The sequence below is a fragment of the Pseudotabrizicola sp. genome (assembly GCF_030656345.1).
In the GTDB taxonomy this organism is placed as follows: domain Bacteria; phylum Pseudomonadota; class Alphaproteobacteria; order Rhodobacterales; family Rhodobacteraceae; genus Pseudotabrizicola.
Genome location: NZ_JAUSNR010000023.1, coordinates 258,780 through 274,193, shown reverse-complemented (window position 1 = coordinate 274,193; position 15,414 = coordinate 258,780). Strand labels below are relative to the sequence as shown.

Below are 15,414 nucleotides of genomic sequence, written 5' to 3'. Positions count from 1 at the left end.
GCGTGTACCCTTGGTCTTGGATCGAGCTATGCACCGCCACCGGCCACCGGCCCGGTATGTTATGCTGCAACCGGCGCCTTTTTGGGCAACACCCTGACAAGCGACCGTGCCGAGTGGGAGGCGATGCAGGCGGACCTGCGGGCGCATCCCGAGGTGCAGATTGCCGGGCCGACCGTGCGGTGGCTGTATCAGTCCTTGTTGGAATGCCATCTGCTGGGGCTTCGCCCGTCGCCAGCGGTGCCCATGCTGACGGCCTTGGGCGGTGATGAAATGATCGTGGATATTCCGGCCATCGAGGATCGGGTCGCGCGCTGGCCCGGGGGGCGGTTGTTGCGCGTGGCTGGCGCACGACATGAACTTCTGATGGAATCACACGCCAGACGCGCCCCATTGCTGGACGCCATCGCCAAGCACTTTTCCGCTTACACACCCTGACACTGCGTCACGAAAGAACTGACGTGACGTTATATTTACGTTAACGTCAACTGTTCTTGTATGGTGTGGAACGACTCTGCATCTGCCCCGGACTGTGTGGCTTGTAAGGGATCCTGTGATGACCGAAGAAGTGATGTCCATCCGTGAGATGTGCGACGCGTTCGATGTGACGCCGCGCACGCTGCGGTTCTACGAATCAAAGGAACTGCTGTTCCCGATCCGTCAGGGGCAAAAGCGCTTGTTCACGCGTCGTGACCGGGGTCGGCTCAAGCTGATCTTGCGGGGTAAACGCTTCGGGTTCAGCCTTGAGGACATTCGCCAGTTGCTGGACCTGTACGACCGCGGGGACCAGCAAGAAACCCAACTGCTGCGCACCTATGAAATCGCGCGCGGTCGTCTGACCCAGATGGAGCAGCAGCGCGACGAGCTGAACGAAGCCATCGCCGAGTTGAGTGGACAATTGGAATGGGGGGCCGAAATGATCGCCTCGTTCCGCAAATCAGCAGCCGAATAAAGCGCCGATCGACCCAAATCGTCGCGCGAAGGGAGAGAGACATGCCGACCTATACCGCCCCCGTCAAGGATATGCAGTTCATCTTGCATGACGTGCTGAACGTAACCGAAACCGGAATCCCCGGTTACGCCGATCTGGACCAAGCCTTTACTTCTGCCATTCTGGACGAGGCGGGCAAGCTGGCGGGCGAGGTGTTGGCGCCGCTTAACGCTGTGGGCGACCGCGAGGGCTGTCGGCTGGAAAACGGTGTGGTTTACACGCCGACCGGATTCAAGGGCGCGTTCGACGCCTTGAAGGACGGCGGTTGGAACGGGTTGGACCTGCCCGAGGAATTCGGCGGCCAGAACCTGCCCTACGTCATGGGCACCGCCGTCGGCGAGATATTCGTGTCGGCAAACATGGCCTTCAACATGTACCAAGGGCTGACGCACGGCGCGATCAACGCCATCCTGTCGGCGGGTTCGGACGACCAGAAGGCAACCTATCTGCCAAAGATGGTGTCGCTGGAATGGACCGGCACCATGAACCTGACCGAACCGCATTGCGGAACCGATCTGGGCCTGATGCGCACCAAGGCCGATCCGCAGGAGGATGGCAGCTATCTGATCACCGGGCAGAAGATCTTCATCTCGGCCGGGGAACATGATCTGGCGGACAACATCATTCATCTGGTGCTGGCCAAAGCCCCCGGCGGCGGTGCGGGCAGCAAGGGCATCTCGCTGTTCATCGTGCCGAAGGTTCTTGTGAACGAAGACGGCAGCCTTGGCGCGCGCAACGCCCTGTCCTGCGGCAAGATCGAAGAAAAGATGGGCATCCACGGCAATGCCACCTGCGTCATGAACTATGACGGGGCGAAAGGCTGGCTGCTGGGCGATCTGCACAAAGGCATGCGTGCCATGTTCACCATGATGAACGAGGCGCGGCTGGGCGTGGGCCTGCAAGGCTATGCGCAGGCCGAAGCCGCGTATCAGAATGCGCTGGCCTATGCGAAAGACCGGCTTCAGGGCCGCGCCGTGACCGGGGCAGAAAACCCATCCGGCCCCGCCGATCCGCTGATCGTGCACCCCGATATTCGCCGCAACCTGATGGAGCAGAAAAGCTTTGTGGAAGGCGCGCGCGCCCTGACCTTCTGGGCCGCACATCTGATCGACCGCTCGGTCCGGCAGGGCGATGCCGCCGCGGAAGGACTGGTCAGCCTGATGATCCCGGTGGTCAAAGGCTTCCAGACCGACAAAGGGTTCGAGATGGCGGTGCAGGCCCAGCAGGTGTTCGGCGGGCACGGGTATATCGAGGAATGGGGCATGAGCCAGTTTGCCCGTGATGCCCGGATCGCGATGATTTATGAAGGGGCCAACGGCGTGCAGGCGCTGGATCTTGTCGGGCGCAAACTGGCGCAGGACGGTGGCAAGCATGTGATGGCGTTTTTCGAAATGGTCAAAGCCGAATGCAAGGCGCATGACGGCGATGACCGGATGAAGGGCTTTGCCGAGCCGCTGAAAACCGCATCAAAGCAACTGCAGCAAGCAGGCATGTTCTTCATGCAGGCCGGGATGAAGAACCCCAACGCCGCGTTGTCGGGGTCGTATGATTTCATGCATCTGATGGGCCATGTCTGCCTTGGCCTGATGTGGACCCGGATGGCAAAGGCGGCCTATGAGGCGCTAGACGCCGGTGACGCTGACCGCGAATTTCTGGAGGCCAAGATCGCAACCGGCCGCTTCTACATGGCCCGCCAGCTGCCCGCCTGCGGCATGCACCTCGCGCGCATCGAAACCGGGGCGGAGCCGGTGATGGCCTTGCCTGCAGAGGCGTTCTAGGCTGCGCAAAACGTCGCCGTAAAATGACGTTAAGCACCTTTGGGGGGATCACGATTTTTCTTCGGAAAATCCCCCCGCCCAAGCCGGAGAGACAAGATGCCCAAACGTTTTCGCCTGACCCGCCGCTTTCCGGTCGCCATGACCGAAGACGGCTATCGTCGCCTGAAGCGCTTTGCCGCCGAGGCGGGGCTGGATGAGGGGGAGGCGCTGTCGTTCCTGTTCGAACACTTCGACAGCGTGACCCACAAGGAAAACCTGACCCACAGGCTGCGACTGTTCAATTCGGAACTGGAGGATCGGAAACACTGAAACCGCCAGAAAGCGCAAAAGCGCGGACGCCTCCGGCGAGGAGTATTTGGGTCAAGATGAATGGGCCTGGTCCGCCCCGCCCCAACTGTCCGTTTTGGCTATCCGGGGCTTCAGGACGGGGCTTCACCTTGAGCGGTCATCGGCTCTCCAGCCTGTACCGCGCTTTTGAGGGTAGGGTGACAAGGTTAACCAATCCTTGTTTCATCTTGACGAAAATACTCCACGGGGGACCGGGGGTGTGAAACCCCCGGTAACACCGGCAGGTCTGGGAGGGCCGATGGCTATGGAAGAACTGAGCAAAGGCGAGATGGAGCTGTATTGCTTTGGCGAAAGTGGCAACGCCTATAAATGCGCGCTTGCGCTGACCTTCACCGGCACGCCCTGGCGACCGCACTTTGTCGATTTCTTCAATGGCGAGACCCGCACGGCCGCATTTCGCGCCCTGAACGAAATGGGGGAGGTTCCGGTGCTGGTGGACGGGCAGAATGTCCTGACCCAGTCGGGTGCCATTCTGTTGCATATCGTCGCAAAGACCGGGCAGCTGACCGGCAGCACCCCTTTTGCCCGCAGCGAGGTGCTGCGCTGGCTGCTCTGGGACAATCACAAACTGTCCACCCAGATCGGCACGGTCCGGTTTCAGATGAATTTCATGCCGGCTGACAAGCGGCCAGAGGGCGTGGTACCCTATTTGCAGGGCCGTCTGAAGGCCGCCTATGATGTTCTGAACAGCCATCTTGCGCAGCGCGAGTGGATGGTGGGCGAGCATGTGACCATCGCCGATCTGTCGTGCTGCGGCTACCTCTACTATCCCGAACCCTTTGGCTTTGACCGCAAGGACTGGCCCCATATCGACGCCTGGCTTGACCGTATTGCGGCACTGCCCGGCTGGAAACACCCCTATGAATTGATGCCCGGCAACCCGTCGGACCGGGCATAAGGAGAGGATACCATGTCAGACGCCTTTATCTATGACGCCATTCGCAGCCCGCGCGGCAAGGGTCGCCCGGACGGCAGCCTGCACGAGCTGACCTCGGTTGCGCTGTCGGCCAAAATCCTGAATGCGGTCAAGGACCGCAACGGGCTGGAGGGCCACGCGGTCGAGGATGTGATCTGGGGCAATGTGACCCAGGTGGGTGAGCAGGGCGGCTGCCTTGCGCGCTCGGCAGTGTTGCTGTCGGATCTTGACGAAAGCATCCCCGGCCTTGCCATCAACCGATTCTGCGCCAGCGGGATGGAGGCTGTGAACCTTGCCGCTAATCAGGTCAAGGCGGGGGCCGGTCAGGCCTATATCGCTGGCGGCGTCGAGATGATGGGCCGGGTGGCCATGGGCAGTGATGGTGCTGCGATTGCTGTCGATCCGTCACTGGCGATGAAGACCTATTTCGTGCCGCAGGGGATTTCGGCCGATATCATCGCCACCGAATACGGCTTCACCCGCGACATGGCCGATGCCCTGGCCATGGAATCGCAGCGCCGGGCGGCGGCGGCGTGGCAGGACAACCGCTTTGCCAAATCGGTCATCACCATCCGCGACCAGAACGGTCTGCCGATCCTGTCCACCGATGAATACATGCGCCCCGGCACGGACATGCAGGCGCTTGGGGCGCTGAAACCTGCTTTCAAGGATATGGGCGAGGTGATGCCCGGTTTCGACAAGATCGCCATGATGAAATACCCGCATCTGGAACGGATCAATCACATCCACCATGCCGGCAATTCGTCGGGCATCGTCGATGGTGCCGCCGCCGTGCTGATCGGCAACGCTGAATTCGGCAAGGCCCATGGGCTGAAGCCCCGCGCCCGCATCCGCGCGACCGCCAAGATCGGCACCGATCCGACCATCATGCTGACCGGCCCGGTGCCCGTCACCGAAAAGATCCTGCACGACGCGGGCATGAGCATCAGCGACATTGACCTGTTCGAGGTGAACGAAGCCTTTGCCAGCGTGGTGCTGCGCTTCATGCAGGCCTTTAATGTGGACCCGGCCAAGGTGAACCCGAACGGCGGCTCCATCGCCATGGGCCACCCGCTGGGCGCGACCGGGGCGATCATCATCGGCACCCTGCTGGATGAGCTGGAGCGGACCGGCAAGGGCGTGGGGCTGGCCACATTGTGCATCGCCTCTGGTATGGGGGCGGCCACCATCATCGAACGGGTCTAGGCCATGAACGCCGTCACCATTCTCCAGATCTATCTGGACGAGATGTCCGCCGCAGTGATGGCGGCGGATTTCGTGGCCTATCGGGCCGGGGTGGTGCTGCCGTTTCATCTGGTCACCCATACTGAAACCCTGTCGTTCACCACGGATGTCGACTTGCGCGAAGGCTTTGAAAGCTTTTGCGCCATGTTCGCGTCTCAACGGGTGACGAACTACATTCGTCTTGTGGAAAGCGCGCAGGCGCTTGCCCCCAACCTCATCACCGGGCGCTACATCACCCACATCATTTCGGGCGGAATGCGGGTGTTTGAACCGTTCAAATCGCAGATCACGCTGCGTTGGAATAAGGACCGCTGGAAAGCGGCCTCGATCTCCAACGCTGTTGCCAAAGCACGCTGGCCGGTTCCCGTGTCCAGCCCAGCCAAAACCGACCTTCGGAAAGGACCGGAAGAATGACCGATTTTACCTATGTCGTGGATGCCGATGGCGTCGCAACCATCACCTGGGACGTGCCGGGCAAATCGATGAATGTGATGTCGCTTGCAGGCTTTGCAGAGCTTGACGCACACATCGACACCGCTCTTGCGGACGCGGCGGTCAAGGGGGTGATCATCACCTCCGGCAAGAAGGATTTTGCCGGCGGCATGGATCTGAACGTCATCGCCAAGATGCGCGATGACGGCGGGGCGGAAGGGATTTTCAACGGCGTGATGGAAATGCACGCCATTCTGCGCAAGATCGAACGCGCCGGGATGGACACCAAGACGCTGAAAGGTGGCAAGCCAATTGTCGCCGCCCTGCCCGGCACAGCGCTTGGCATCGGGCTGGAGGTGCCGTTGGCCTGCCACCGCATCATTGCCGCTGACAACCCACGCGCCAAGATCGGCCTGCCGGAAATCATGGTTGGCATTTTCCCCGGTGCAGGCGGCACAACCCGGCTGGTGCGCAAGATGGGCGCGATGATGGCCGCGCCCTACCTGCTGGAAGGCAAACTGTCAGACCCCAAGGGCGCCAAATCCGGCGGGCTGATCGACGAGGTGGTCGCGCCCGAAGACCTGCTGACCCGCGCCAAGGAATGGGTGCTCGCCGCGAAAGAGGCTGATCTGGTCAAACCCTGGGACGCAAAGGGCTACAAGATGCCCGGCGGCGCGCCCTATCATCCGGCCGGCTTCATGACCTTTGTCGGCGCATCGGCCATGGTGCATGGCAAGACCATGGGCGTCTACCCCGCCGCCAAGGCGCTGCTGAGCGCGGTTTATGAAGGCGCGATGGTGCCCTTCGACACCGCCCTGAAGATTGAGGCGCGCAACTTCACATCCGTTCTGATGAACCCGTCTTCCTCGGCGATGATCCGCAGCCTGTTCATCAATAAGGAAGCGCTGGAAAAAGGGGCCAACCGGCCGGAAGCCCCTGATCAGACCGTGAAAAAGGTTGGCATCATCGGGGCTGGCATGATGGGGGCCGGAATTGCCTATGTCAGCGCCAACGCCGGGATCGAGGTGGTGCTGATTGACGCCGCACAGGATGCGGCGAATCGCGGCAGGGCCTATTCGGAAGGCATCCTCGACAAAGGCATCGCGCGGCGCAAGGTGACGGCGGAGAAAAAGGCCGAAGTTCTGGCCCGCATCACCGCCACCACCGATTATGCCGCCCTGTCGGGCTGCGATCTGATTGTCGAGGCGGTGTTCGAGGATATGAAGGTCAAGGCCGAGGTGACGGCAAAGGTTGAAGCTGTGGTTGGCGCGGACTGCATCTTTGCCACCAACACCTCTACCCTGCCGATTTCCGATCTGGCCAAGGCCAGCCAGCGACCAGAACAGTTCATCGGCATCCACTTCTTCTCCCCGGTGGACAAGATGATGCTTGTGGAAATCATTCGCGGCAAGGAAACCGGCAATGTGGCGGTGGCCAAGGCGCTGGATTTTGCCCGCCAGATCCGCAAGACGCCCATCGTGGTCAATGATGCGCGCTTCTTCTACGCCAACCGTTGCATCATCCCCTACATCAACGAAGGCATCCGCATGGTGGCCGAAGGGGTGGAACCGGCGCTGGTGGAAAACGCCGCCAAGCTGGTCGGCATGCCACTTGGGCCGCTGCAACTGGTGGATGAGACATCAATCGATCTGGGGGTGAAGATCGCCAAGGCCACGAAACTGGCCATGGGCGACGCATACCCTGACGGCGCGGTCGATGAAGTACTGTTCTGGATGGCGGATCAAGGCCGCATGGGCAAGAAGGCCAATGCCGGGTTCTACACCTATGACGACGCCGGCAAGCGCGGCGGGCTGTGGGACGGGCTGGCAGCGCAATATCCGGGAGCAAACGTTCAGCCCGACCTGACCCATGTGCAACACCGCCTGCTGATGGCGCAGGTGCTTGAGGCGGTGCGGGCGCTGGAAGACGGGGTGCTGACCGATATCCGCGAAGGCGATGTCGGTGCCATCCTCGGCTGGGGCTTTGCACCATGGTCCGGCGGCCCGTTCGGCTGGCTCGACATCATCGGGGCCGCCCGCGCGGTGGAGATCTGCGACGCGCTGACCACCAGTGAAGGCGACCGCTTCGCCACGCCTGATCTGCTGCGCGACATGGCGGCATCGGGCACCACCTTCTACGGCAAAACCGCCCGCAAGGCGGCCTGACCGCGACCAATCACACAGAGGCCGCTCCGCAGGGTGCGGGGCGGCACTGTTCTTGTTCTTTGCATTGCAGCTTTCTCAAATACTCCCCGCGGAGCGTCCGGCATCTGCGGCAGGAGCCTCCGGCGGGAGTATTTGGGTAAGGTGAAAGCCCTTGCGTTTATACCGGATTGGGCAGGGCGCGGCCTTCCGCAAAGGCGATCAGGTTGTCGACCGCCATCATCCCCATATTGCTGCGCACTTCCAGCGCGGCGGTGCCCAGATGCGGCAGCAGGGTCACATTTTCCAGCGCCATCAGCGCCGGATTGATCTGCGGCTCAAACTCATAGACATCGAGGCCAGCCCCGGCCAGACGGCCCCCGACCAGCGCTGCCGCAAGTGCCGCCTCGTCCACCACATCGCCGCGGCTGATGTTCACCAAAATTGCGTGCGGCTGCATTAGCGACAGCGTTTCGGCATTGATCAGGTGATGGGTGTCCTTGCCGCCAGGCACCGCCAGCACCACCACATCGGCAGCCATCGCCTCGGCCAGTGTCACCTGCTGCGCGGGCACACCTGCGTCGGCGACGGGCGAGCGGTTGTAGAACATCACCTGCATCCCGAACCCGGCCTGCGCCCGCCGCGCAATCGCCTTGCCGATCCGGCCCATGCCGATGATGCCGATCCGCTTGCCAGACAGATGCATCCCCAGCATCTGCGTCGGGTGCCAGCCTTCCCACAGGCCCGCGCGCACCATGCGTTCGCCCTCCCCGGCGCGCCGTGCGGTCATCAGCATCAGCGTCAGCGCAATATCGGCAGTGGCATCGGTCACAGCACCCGGCGTGTTGGACACCATCAGACCGGCGGCACGGGCGGCGGCCACATCAATGTGATTGTAGCCCACACCAAAGTTCGCCAGCATCCGCGCGCGCGGGGCCGGCACATCGGCGAAAACGTCCGCCTGATAGCGATCGCCCAGCGTGGGCAGGATCAGGTCAAAATCGCGCAGGCTGGCGCGCAGCTCTTCCCCGGTCAGCGGCAGCGTGCTTTCACGCACTGTCACGTCAAACCGGGCGCGGGCGGCATCCAGCACCTCATCCGGCAAGGGCCGTGTGATCAGCAGTTTCATCAGAACATCCTTCCGCCCAAAGGCACAACCTGATCGGGCGTCAGCAGCACCACCTCGCCCGCTTCATCCGGCACGCCCAGCACCAGCACTTCGGACATCACCTTGCCGATCTGGCGCGGTGGGAAGTTGACCACCGCCACCACCTGCCGCCCGACCAGCGACTCGGGCGTGTAATAGCGGGTCAGCTGCGCGCTGGAGCGCTTTTCCCCAATCTCGCCACCGAAATCCACCCAGAGCTTGATGGCGGGCTTGCGCGCCTCGGGGAAGGGTTCGGCGCGTGTAATCACGCCCACGCGGATATCGACCTTTTGAAAGTCATCATAGGTGATCATTTGCCCAAGCTCCGCCCGCGGTCCGCCGCCGCCTTGACCGCCCGGCGCAGCAGCGCGGGAAAACCGGAGTCGGGCTCCATCAGCACCGACAGCGCTGCCGCCGTGGTGCCGCCGGGCGAAGTGACGTTGATGCGCAGCTGTTCCGCAGTTTCCGGCGCGCGATGCGCCAGTTCCCCTGCCCCGGTGACGGTGGCACGGGCCAGTTGCATCGACAGATCCGCTGGCAACCCCTCGGCCTCGCCCGCCGCTGCCAACGCCTCGATCAGGTGAAACACATAGGCCGGGCCAGAGCCGGACACGGCGGTCACCGCATCCATCTGATGCTCTCCCTCCAGCCGCACCACCTGACCCACCGCTGAAAGCAAGGCCTCGGCGAGGTCAAGGTCAGCAGGCGTGGCGGCGGCATTGCCGATAATCGCGGTGATCCCGCGCCCGACGGCGGCGGGGGTGTTGGGCATGGCGCGCACGATATGCGTGCGCCCACCAAACGCTGCCTCATAGGTGGCAATCGTGGTGCCGGCGGCGACGGTCACGATCAGTGTGTCGCTGCCGCCAAAGCTGGCAATCTGCGGCAGCGCGTCGCCCATCATCTGCGGCTTGACCGCAATCAGCACCACCGCGGGTGCATCAGGCATGCCTGCGTTCAGCGTGAGACCTTTGGCGGCGATCGCCTGCAGCCACTCTGAAGGATGCGGGTCAATCACCCAAGTTGCCTCAGGCCGCAGCCCCTGCCCCAGCCAGCCTTCCAGCATGGCTGACCCCATTTTGCCGCAGCCCAGAAGCACAAGGCCCCTTTGGTTTATGGTATCCAAGTTCATCACATTCCCCGTCCTGACGGGGCAAGGTTAGGCGCGACCGTAGGCCTCGGCAATGGCAACCTTCATCGCGTCAGCCGGAGTTTTGTCACCCCAGCCCACCAGCTGGAACGCCGGGTAGAAGCGTTCTGCCGCCATCACCGCGCTGGAAATCAGCCGGTCAATCTGTTCCGGCCCGGCCACCTGACCGCCCGCCAGCACCAGACCATAGCGCCAGACCATCAGCTTTTGTTCGGCCCAATAGGTGAAAGCCCCGGTCCAGACCATATCGTTGCAGCGGTTCAGCACATCGAGCAGGGCCGGCAGCTTGCCCTCAGGTGGCTCCATCTCAAAGGTACAGATCAGCCGCAGCGTTTCATCCTGCGCCGACCAGGCGAGGGTCAGCGAATAGGTGCGCCACTGGCCTTCGACCGCCATGGCGATCTGGTCATCGGTCACCCGGTCAAACTCCCATGCATGGTGTTCGGCCAGGGTTTCGACGATATCAATCGGGTGCATATCGTCGTGTGACAGGAAATCTTCAGATAGTGACATTGCCCGGCCTCTTCATGATGCCTTCCGTGACGCGTCAGCCACGAAATGCAGGGTGTCTGGCAAGGCTCTGCGTAAGCCCGACAAAGCCTATACTAGATATGGTGTTGCAGAAGCGGAACCCTGTAAAGTGATTTCTCATCAAATCTTCTGTGGACAACTGTGGCTGGGCGTGGCCGCCACGCAGATTTGTACCAATTGTCTCGCCGGGCAAAAGGCTGCGTGTGGCTCGCCACGCAAATTTGCATAGTTTGACACGCAATATTGCAGCGGGCGACTTTCGCGGCCAGCGGACTGGCCGTGGGGACCTGTGGATAGGCTGTATCAGTCTGCTGAAGGCAGGAGCACTCTATGCACCCTGTTCGATGAGCCTCATTGTCCCCACGGCAGCAGGTACTGCCAATGAGGGACCGAAAAACATGAGCTCTTGTCCAGAAGTGTGCTCGCGCGCGCTGTAGCCGATTGCGTACCGCATCCAGCGGGTTCCGGAGTAGATCGCCGCGATTTCTGGAGCATCGTCATAGGAAACGATCCACTTTTGCCTCACCAGCGCCGCGAGCGATTGACAAACCTCGACATGATCATCGTGGCGATAATAATGGTGATAGAGCCCCTTGCCCTTCACGTAATAAGGCGGGTCGAGATAGACGAGGGTCCGATCACCCCACGATTTCGCGCCACTTTTAATGAACTCTATCGCGTCCAGGTTCGAGAGCGAGATCCGACTTCTCAAGTTCGCTATCGACGCAACCCTCGCAGCAAGTTCCTTTGCATTGTAGCGCGCGCCAATTGTCCACTCACCAGCCTGCGCACGCCCGCCGATGATACCTCCGTTCAGTATGCCCGAGCGGTTCGTGCGATTAAGGTAGAATGTGGCAAACCCTAGCGCCAAAGGATCTGATATGTCTTTGCCTTGAAGGATCAGCTTTTGCCGATCCCACTCGGGAACAGACAAGGGTGTCTCGACGATCATTCTGCAAAGCTCCTCTGTTCGGTCTAGAACAGACGACCAGAAACAGAAGATGTGCGGGCTGATGTCATTGATCGCGATCCTGCTAACCTCTTCTGTCAGCAACAGCTCCATCGCTACCGCCGCCCCACCGGCATAAGGTTCAACATACAAACCGTCAGACAGGCCGTTTTCTCGAACCACTTGCCGTACGAAGGATACCATCTTGCCCTTTCCCCCGGGATAGCGGAGGGGAGAGAACCGTCCACTTTGGACAGTGCGATGGTCATGGTGCATATCTAGCTCCAGATTTTGCGAAGAAACGGCGTCAATTCACCAGCGGCCGCCAATAGGTCAGCCGGAGCCGGAAAATAGTGCCGGTTATGAACATACGAGTGCAGTTCCCGCAATCGAAGGCCCGTGGTTTGAGCTGCAACTAGGGACTCGATCTGGGGCATTTGAAGACTAGGGTCTTTCAATTTCATGTGCTTAAAGGCTCTTTCAACGAGCACAAAAAGCTCAGCCTGCTTTCCCCCTCTGCCATCTGTGCCTTGTCCGGCATCCTGAAGGTAGTGGAGCACTGACATCTCAAGGAACACTCTCAGAAGCACTGCGCAGGCATTCGGTTTTGAGGACAACGGAAGATCACTGAGCTCTTTCAAAATATCCTGAAGGCGGGGTTCGGTTACAACAAAATCACTGCGACGAAACAACCGGTCCTTTGCTCGCGTTGTCGACTTGGTAGACTTCACAGCTGGCAGGACGCCAGTCACGTCTGGTTTTGTCCCTATTGCAGCAGGAGGATCTTTCTCGACAGGGTCGCTCCCATGAAGACCCTCCTCATCGCCTTCTCCAGATCGTTCGACCGTCGGTCTCGGCGGAAGTACTCCCGACGGAAGCTGTGCCAGTGCATTCAGCCGATCTTCAACAGAGTTTTGCTTTCGACTGTCAAATTCGCCCTTTGCTACCCGGAATGCTATCTCCCGAAGAGCGTTTACCACACGATTCCGAGGAGATGTTGTGATCACCATTCCCTCCACCACTTCAAAGCAAAGCACCTCCCGCAGACGAGGCGAGTCGATAAACCGGTCAAATGTGGACCATGCGAGCTCGTCCAACATTTCCTTCTCGACACCACTTAAGTCGCCTTCAGTAAACAAAAGGTCAGCGACGGCGACTATCCGGCTCTTTGGATCGGTGAATCTTGCGCTCTCGATCACGCGCCACCTGGTAACGCCAACACCATCGCCTTCTCCACTGTGCCGGAGCTGCACCCAGTATCTTGTCGCCTCTCGGTTTGGTGCCAGAACAACCTTGATCGGTTCCACTGTAGATCGAGAAAATGAAGCTGCGAGGCCCAAAAGTTTCGCTTTGCAACGCTTTAGATCTGCCGAACTTTCGAACGCATCAAGCGTTTCGATCAGCCGGGGGTTGGCCAGAAGTATCATCGCTGTCGCTCTTCGATTTCCCTCGATGACGACGTGATGTTCGGGAAACTTTTCGTCCTTAATCACAAGAAGTCGATCAATGGGACTGAGACCGTTCGAGAGTATACTTTGCGCCAAATTCACCAGCTTGGGCCCCTGCAAGCTTACGATACGGTTTATCGACTCAAGACGAGTGGCTGCGTTCCCGATCCGCGGATTCAGGAAGTCTGGCATCAAATCGTCGATAAGAAGAACGGCATCGATCATCCAAGACCCCCAATTGCGCTGCCCTCAATGGGCAGTTCCGACCTCTGATTCATCCATTAGTAACCCGTCGGAGGCCGAAAGGTCGAGGATCAGTTCTGGCTTGGTCTGTGCTCGACCAACGTTTAGCGGCACAGACCTGACTAATCGCCACAATCACGCAGCCGATAACCGCATCGGCGTCACCGCCTCATCCACTGATCAGCAACTCACGCCGCTCCGGCTGCGCGCCCTTACCCGCGATCGTGTAGGTCGTCATCACCTCCTCGATCGTGAAGGCGGCGAAGATCTCGCGCACCTCTGGCACGTCGTTTAAAGACAGGATGAAACGCCCCTTTAAACGCGCCAGTAAAGCCGCCATTTCCTCGAACCGATCACGGCCAAACAGGGCCTTGCCATAGTCGTTCTCGCAGCCCCAGTAGGGCGGATCGAGGTAGAACAGCGCGTCCTTGTGATCGACGCGGCGGATGAACTCGGCGAAGTCGATGCACATCACGGTCACGCCCGACAGCCGCGTGTGCAGGGCCTCCAGATCCGATTCCAGCGTGGTCAGGTTGAACCGGGCCGGACGGTCGGCCGCCAAGCCAAAGTTCCGGCCAGAGATCTTGCCGCCGAAGGCCAACCGCTGCAGGAACAGGAACCGCGCCGCGCGCTGCATGTCGGTCAGCGTGTCGGGATCGACCGCCACCAGCCGGTTGAAGTTTGCCTGCGTGGTGATCTGGAATCGCAGCAGATCGAGGAAGGCCACGTAGTGCTCCTGGAGCACCCGGAACAGGTTGTAGACGTCGCGCTGCGCGTCGTTGATCACCTCTGCCCGTGGACGCGATGTCCGTCGCAGGAAAATGCCCCCCATCCCGACAAAGGGTTCGGCATAGGTGACGTGCTGATCGGCATCGATCAGGGCGCAGATGCGCTTGGCGAGGTTGCGCTTCCCACCCAGCCACGGCGCGATGGGGCGAACGGGCTGGATGGAAAATTTCGTTTGGTCATTCATTCGAATCGGGTCCTTGTAGGCGCTGCCCGGAAGCGGGCGGATGCGGCCAAAAGGTTTAGCTGGTCGGCGGGGGTTCTTGACTGTCTCCCCGAACCGGGGGGTGCGTTGACGCGCTGCCCCCCGGTCATTCATCCTCGTCTCAAAGACAGCGTCAAAGCTGCCTGCACTGCGCTCCTCCTACGGCTTGTGTGGGGGATCTGTGGCCTTCGAGGCGCATCAGCGCCTCGTGCCTCTCAAGCTTCTTCCGGGCTTGTTCCAGGCCGTAGAGGTAGTCAGCCCGGCAATGGTCTTCCTGCCAGAAGAACAGCCGATTGATGAACCGCCGCCGCCGCGCCCATTCCGGATAGGTATGGCCGTCAAAGTATGACCTTGAACTCAGGGTATCATGCGTGGAGCCCTCATAGCCGGCCGCGTTGATCAAGCGCGATCCGACAGCCACCAGATCATGAAGAACCCTGAAGATGATGTAGAGCGGGCGGGGCATGGCTTTCATTCACACCCCCATCTGGGCCAGAAGCCCATCTCGAACCATATCAACTTCAGCTTCGGTGGTTGCCCCCTCCAGCAGGGCTGAGGCGCTGAGTCGGACTGCCTCAAGCAGCCCCGCAACGGACATCAGCTGATTTGCCATATAGAGCCAGACCTGAGCCAGCTCGCCTGCCGTCGGCGCGGTGATGCCGATCTCCCTTACCATCAGCGGATAGTTCGTCATGTCTGGGGCCGGATCGGCAACATAGGCGCGGGCCTCCGCCTCCTTGCGCAGGTAGATCATTTCCTGACCAGGCAGGTCTGTGATCATGGAGGCACGGATCGACTTGATCACCGCCAAGATTTTCAGGTTGGCGCTCCTTTTGATCTGCGCCAGCTCATCTGCAAGAAAGTCAGGCGTTCGTGGGTCAAACCACTGCTTTGCAGCGAAGTCGAATGCCGCCCATTGCCCCGGTTTAGGAGGATATTCTACGAACCCTTCGGAATCAAAGTAATGGGTGTCGTCTTTAACGTCGGTTTCTGGGCACCACACGGCCACCAATTCAGCGCCGACAATGGGGGGGGCAGATGAACCAACAACCATAATGGAATGAATTTGGCCGTTGAAATCCACAATTGCATACCTTTCCATGCCCT

16 protein-coding genes and 1 pseudogene are annotated in these 15,414 nt (G+C 60.5%); 8 read left to right on the top strand and 9 right to left on the bottom strand.

Annotation, left to right across the window (positions count from 1 at the left end; all coding sequences use genetic code 11):
* From Q7J44_RS14320 to Q7J44_RS14285, 8 genes and pseudogenes are all read left to right on the top strand, one after another.
* A pseudogene (locus Q7J44_RS14320) lies at window positions 1-435 on the top strand (alpha/beta hydrolase); the annotation flags it as partial.
* A gap of 118 nt (window positions 436-553) precedes the next feature.
* Window positions 554-949, top strand: coding sequence for a MerR family DNA-binding transcriptional regulator (locus Q7J44_RS14315; protein WP_304880962.1), 396 nt, complete (start codon window positions 554-556; stop codon window positions 947-949).
* Between the two features lie 41 nt (window positions 950-990).
* On the top strand, window positions 991-2,766 hold the full coding sequence (locus Q7J44_RS14310; RefSeq protein ID WP_304880960.1) for an acyl-CoA dehydrogenase C-terminal domain-containing protein: 1,776 nt from the start codon (window positions 991-993) through the stop codon (window positions 2,764-2,766).
* A gap of 96 nt (window positions 2,767-2,862) precedes the next feature.
* The gene (locus tag Q7J44_RS14305; RefSeq protein ID WP_135429621.1) at window positions 2,863-3,075 is read left to right on the top strand and encodes a hypothetical protein; all 213 of its coding nucleotides are present in this window, start codon (window positions 2,863-2,865) and stop codon (window positions 3,073-3,075) included.
* A gap of 277 nt (window positions 3,076-3,352) precedes the next feature.
* A complete protein-coding gene (locus Q7J44_RS14300) occupies window positions 3,353-4,012 on the top strand; it encodes a glutathione S-transferase family protein (protein ID WP_304880958.1) in 660 nt (219 codons plus the stop codon).
* A 12-nt stretch (window positions 4,013-4,024) separates the two neighbouring features.
* Window positions 4,025-5,236 carry an acetyl-CoA C-acetyltransferase gene (locus tag Q7J44_RS14295; RefSeq protein WP_304880956.1) on the top strand — a complete coding sequence of 404 codons (1,212 nt, stop codon included), beginning with the start codon at window positions 4,025-4,027 and terminating at the stop codon, window positions 5,234-5,236.
* Window positions 5,237-5,239: 3 nt separating this feature from the next.
* Complete coding sequence (locus tag Q7J44_RS14290) at window positions 5,240-5,689, top strand: hypothetical protein (RefSeq protein WP_304880954.1); 450 nt, start codon at window positions 5,240-5,242, stop codon at window positions 5,687-5,689.
* Window positions 5,686-7,872, top strand: a complete 2,187-nt coding sequence (locus Q7J44_RS14285) for a 3-hydroxyacyl-CoA dehydrogenase NAD-binding domain-containing protein (RefSeq protein WP_304880953.1) — start codon at window positions 5,686-5,688, stop codon at window positions 7,870-7,872. Before Q7J44_RS14290 ends, Q7J44_RS14285 begins: the two co-directional genes overlap by 4 nt.
* Window positions 7,873-8,029: 157 nt before the next feature.
* Here Q7J44_RS14285 and Q7J44_RS14280 read toward each other — a convergent pair whose 3' ends face one another.
* From Q7J44_RS14280 to Q7J44_RS14240, 9 genes are all read right to left on the bottom strand, one after another.
* Window positions 8,030-8,977 carry a D-glycerate dehydrogenase gene (locus Q7J44_RS14280; protein WP_304880951.1) on the bottom strand — a complete coding sequence of 316 codons (948 nt, stop codon included), beginning with the start codon at window positions 8,975-8,977 and terminating at the stop codon, window positions 8,030-8,032.
* The gene (locus tag Q7J44_RS14275; RefSeq protein ID WP_304880949.1) at window positions 8,977-9,309 is read right to left on the bottom strand and encodes a tRNA-binding protein; all 333 of its coding nucleotides are present in this window, start codon (window positions 9,307-9,309) and stop codon (window positions 8,977-8,979) included. The genes Q7J44_RS14280 and Q7J44_RS14275 overlap by 1 nt, the downstream gene beginning before the upstream one ends.
* Window positions 9,306-10,127, bottom strand: a complete 822-nt coding sequence (gene proC / locus Q7J44_RS14270) for a pyrroline-5-carboxylate reductase (protein WP_304880948.1) — start codon at window positions 10,125-10,127, stop codon at window positions 9,306-9,308. Before proC ends, Q7J44_RS14275 begins: the two co-directional genes overlap by 4 nt.
* 27 nt (window positions 10,128-10,154) lie before the next feature.
* Complete coding sequence (locus Q7J44_RS14265) at window positions 10,155-10,658, bottom strand: YbjN domain-containing protein (RefSeq protein WP_304880946.1); 504 nt, start codon at window positions 10,656-10,658, stop codon at window positions 10,155-10,157.
* A gap of 346 nt (window positions 10,659-11,004) precedes the next feature.
* Entirely contained in the window at window positions 11,005-11,901 is an 897-nt protein-coding gene (locus tag Q7J44_RS14260; RefSeq protein ID WP_304880944.1) for a DNA adenine methylase, read from the bottom strand.
* Between the two features lie 2 nt (window positions 11,902-11,903).
* Entirely contained in the window at window positions 11,904-13,298 is a 1,395-nt protein-coding gene (locus Q7J44_RS14255) for a hypothetical protein (RefSeq protein WP_304880942.1), read from the bottom strand.
* 187 nt (window positions 13,299-13,485) lie between these two features.
* Window positions 13,486-14,289, bottom strand: coding sequence for a DNA adenine methylase (locus tag Q7J44_RS14250; protein ID WP_304880940.1), 804 nt, complete (start codon window positions 14,287-14,289; stop codon window positions 13,486-13,488).
* A 151-nt stretch (window positions 14,290-14,440) separates the two neighbouring features.
* Entirely contained in the window at window positions 14,441-14,782 is a 342-nt protein-coding gene (locus Q7J44_RS14245; RefSeq protein WP_304880938.1) for a hypothetical protein, read from the bottom strand.
* Window positions 14,783-15,409: a hypothetical protein gene (locus Q7J44_RS14240; RefSeq protein WP_304880936.1), complete on the bottom strand. Its 627-nt coding sequence runs from the start codon at window positions 15,407-15,409 to the stop codon at window positions 14,783-14,785.
* Between the last annotated feature and the right edge of the window lie 5 nt (window positions 15,410-15,414).

Coding starts and splice junctions, on each gene's coding strand:
- Q7J44_RS14240 (WP_304880936.1), bottom strand. CDS start 15,409: ATGGAAAGGTATGCAATTGTGGATTTCAACGGCCAAATTCATTCCATT.
- Q7J44_RS14310 (WP_304880960.1), top strand. CDS start 991: ATGCCGACCTATACCGCCCCCGTCAAGGATATGCAGTTCATCTTGCAT.
- Q7J44_RS14315 (WP_304880962.1), top strand. CDS start 554: ATGACCGAAGAAGTGATGTCCATCCGTGAGATGTGCGACGCGTTCGAT.
- Q7J44_RS14265 (WP_304880946.1), bottom strand. CDS start 10,658: ATGTCACTATCTGAAGATTTCCTGTCACACGACGATATGCACCCGATT.
- Q7J44_RS14280 (WP_304880951.1), bottom strand. CDS start 8,977: ATGAAACTGCTGATCACACGGCCCTTGCCGGATGAGGTGCTGGATGCC.
- Q7J44_RS14245 (WP_304880938.1), bottom strand. CDS start 14,782: ATGAAAGCCATGCCCCGCCCGCTCTACATCATCTTCAGGGTTCTTCAT.
- proC (WP_304880948.1), bottom strand. CDS start 10,127: ATGAACTTGGATACCATAAACCAAAGGGGCCTTGTGCTTCTGGGCTGC.
- Q7J44_RS14285 (WP_304880953.1), top strand. CDS start 5,686: ATGACCGATTTTACCTATGTCGTGGATGCCGATGGCGTCGCAACCATC.
- Q7J44_RS14295 (WP_304880956.1), top strand. CDS start 4,025: ATGTCAGACGCCTTTATCTATGACGCCATTCGCAGCCCGCGCGGCAAG.
- Q7J44_RS14260 (WP_304880944.1), bottom strand. CDS start 11,901: ATGCACCATGACCATCGCACTGTCCAAAGTGGACGGTTCTCTCCCCTC.
- Q7J44_RS14300 (WP_304880958.1), top strand. CDS start 3,353: ATGGCTATGGAAGAACTGAGCAAAGGCGAGATGGAGCTGTATTGCTTT.
- Q7J44_RS14250 (WP_304880940.1), bottom strand. CDS start 14,289: ATGAATGACCAAACGAAATTTTCCATCCAGCCCGTTCGCCCCATCGCG.
- Q7J44_RS14290 (WP_304880954.1), top strand. CDS start 5,240: ATGAACGCCGTCACCATTCTCCAGATCTATCTGGACGAGATGTCCGCC.
- Q7J44_RS14255 (WP_304880942.1), bottom strand. CDS start 13,298: ATGATCGATGCCGTTCTTCTTATCGACGATTTGATGCCAGACTTCCTG.
- Q7J44_RS14305 (WP_135429621.1), top strand. CDS start 2,863: ATGCCCAAACGTTTTCGCCTGACCCGCCGCTTTCCGGTCGCCATGACC.
- Q7J44_RS14275 (WP_304880949.1), bottom strand. CDS start 9,309: ATGATCACCTATGATGACTTTCAAAAGGTCGATATCCGCGTGGGCGTG.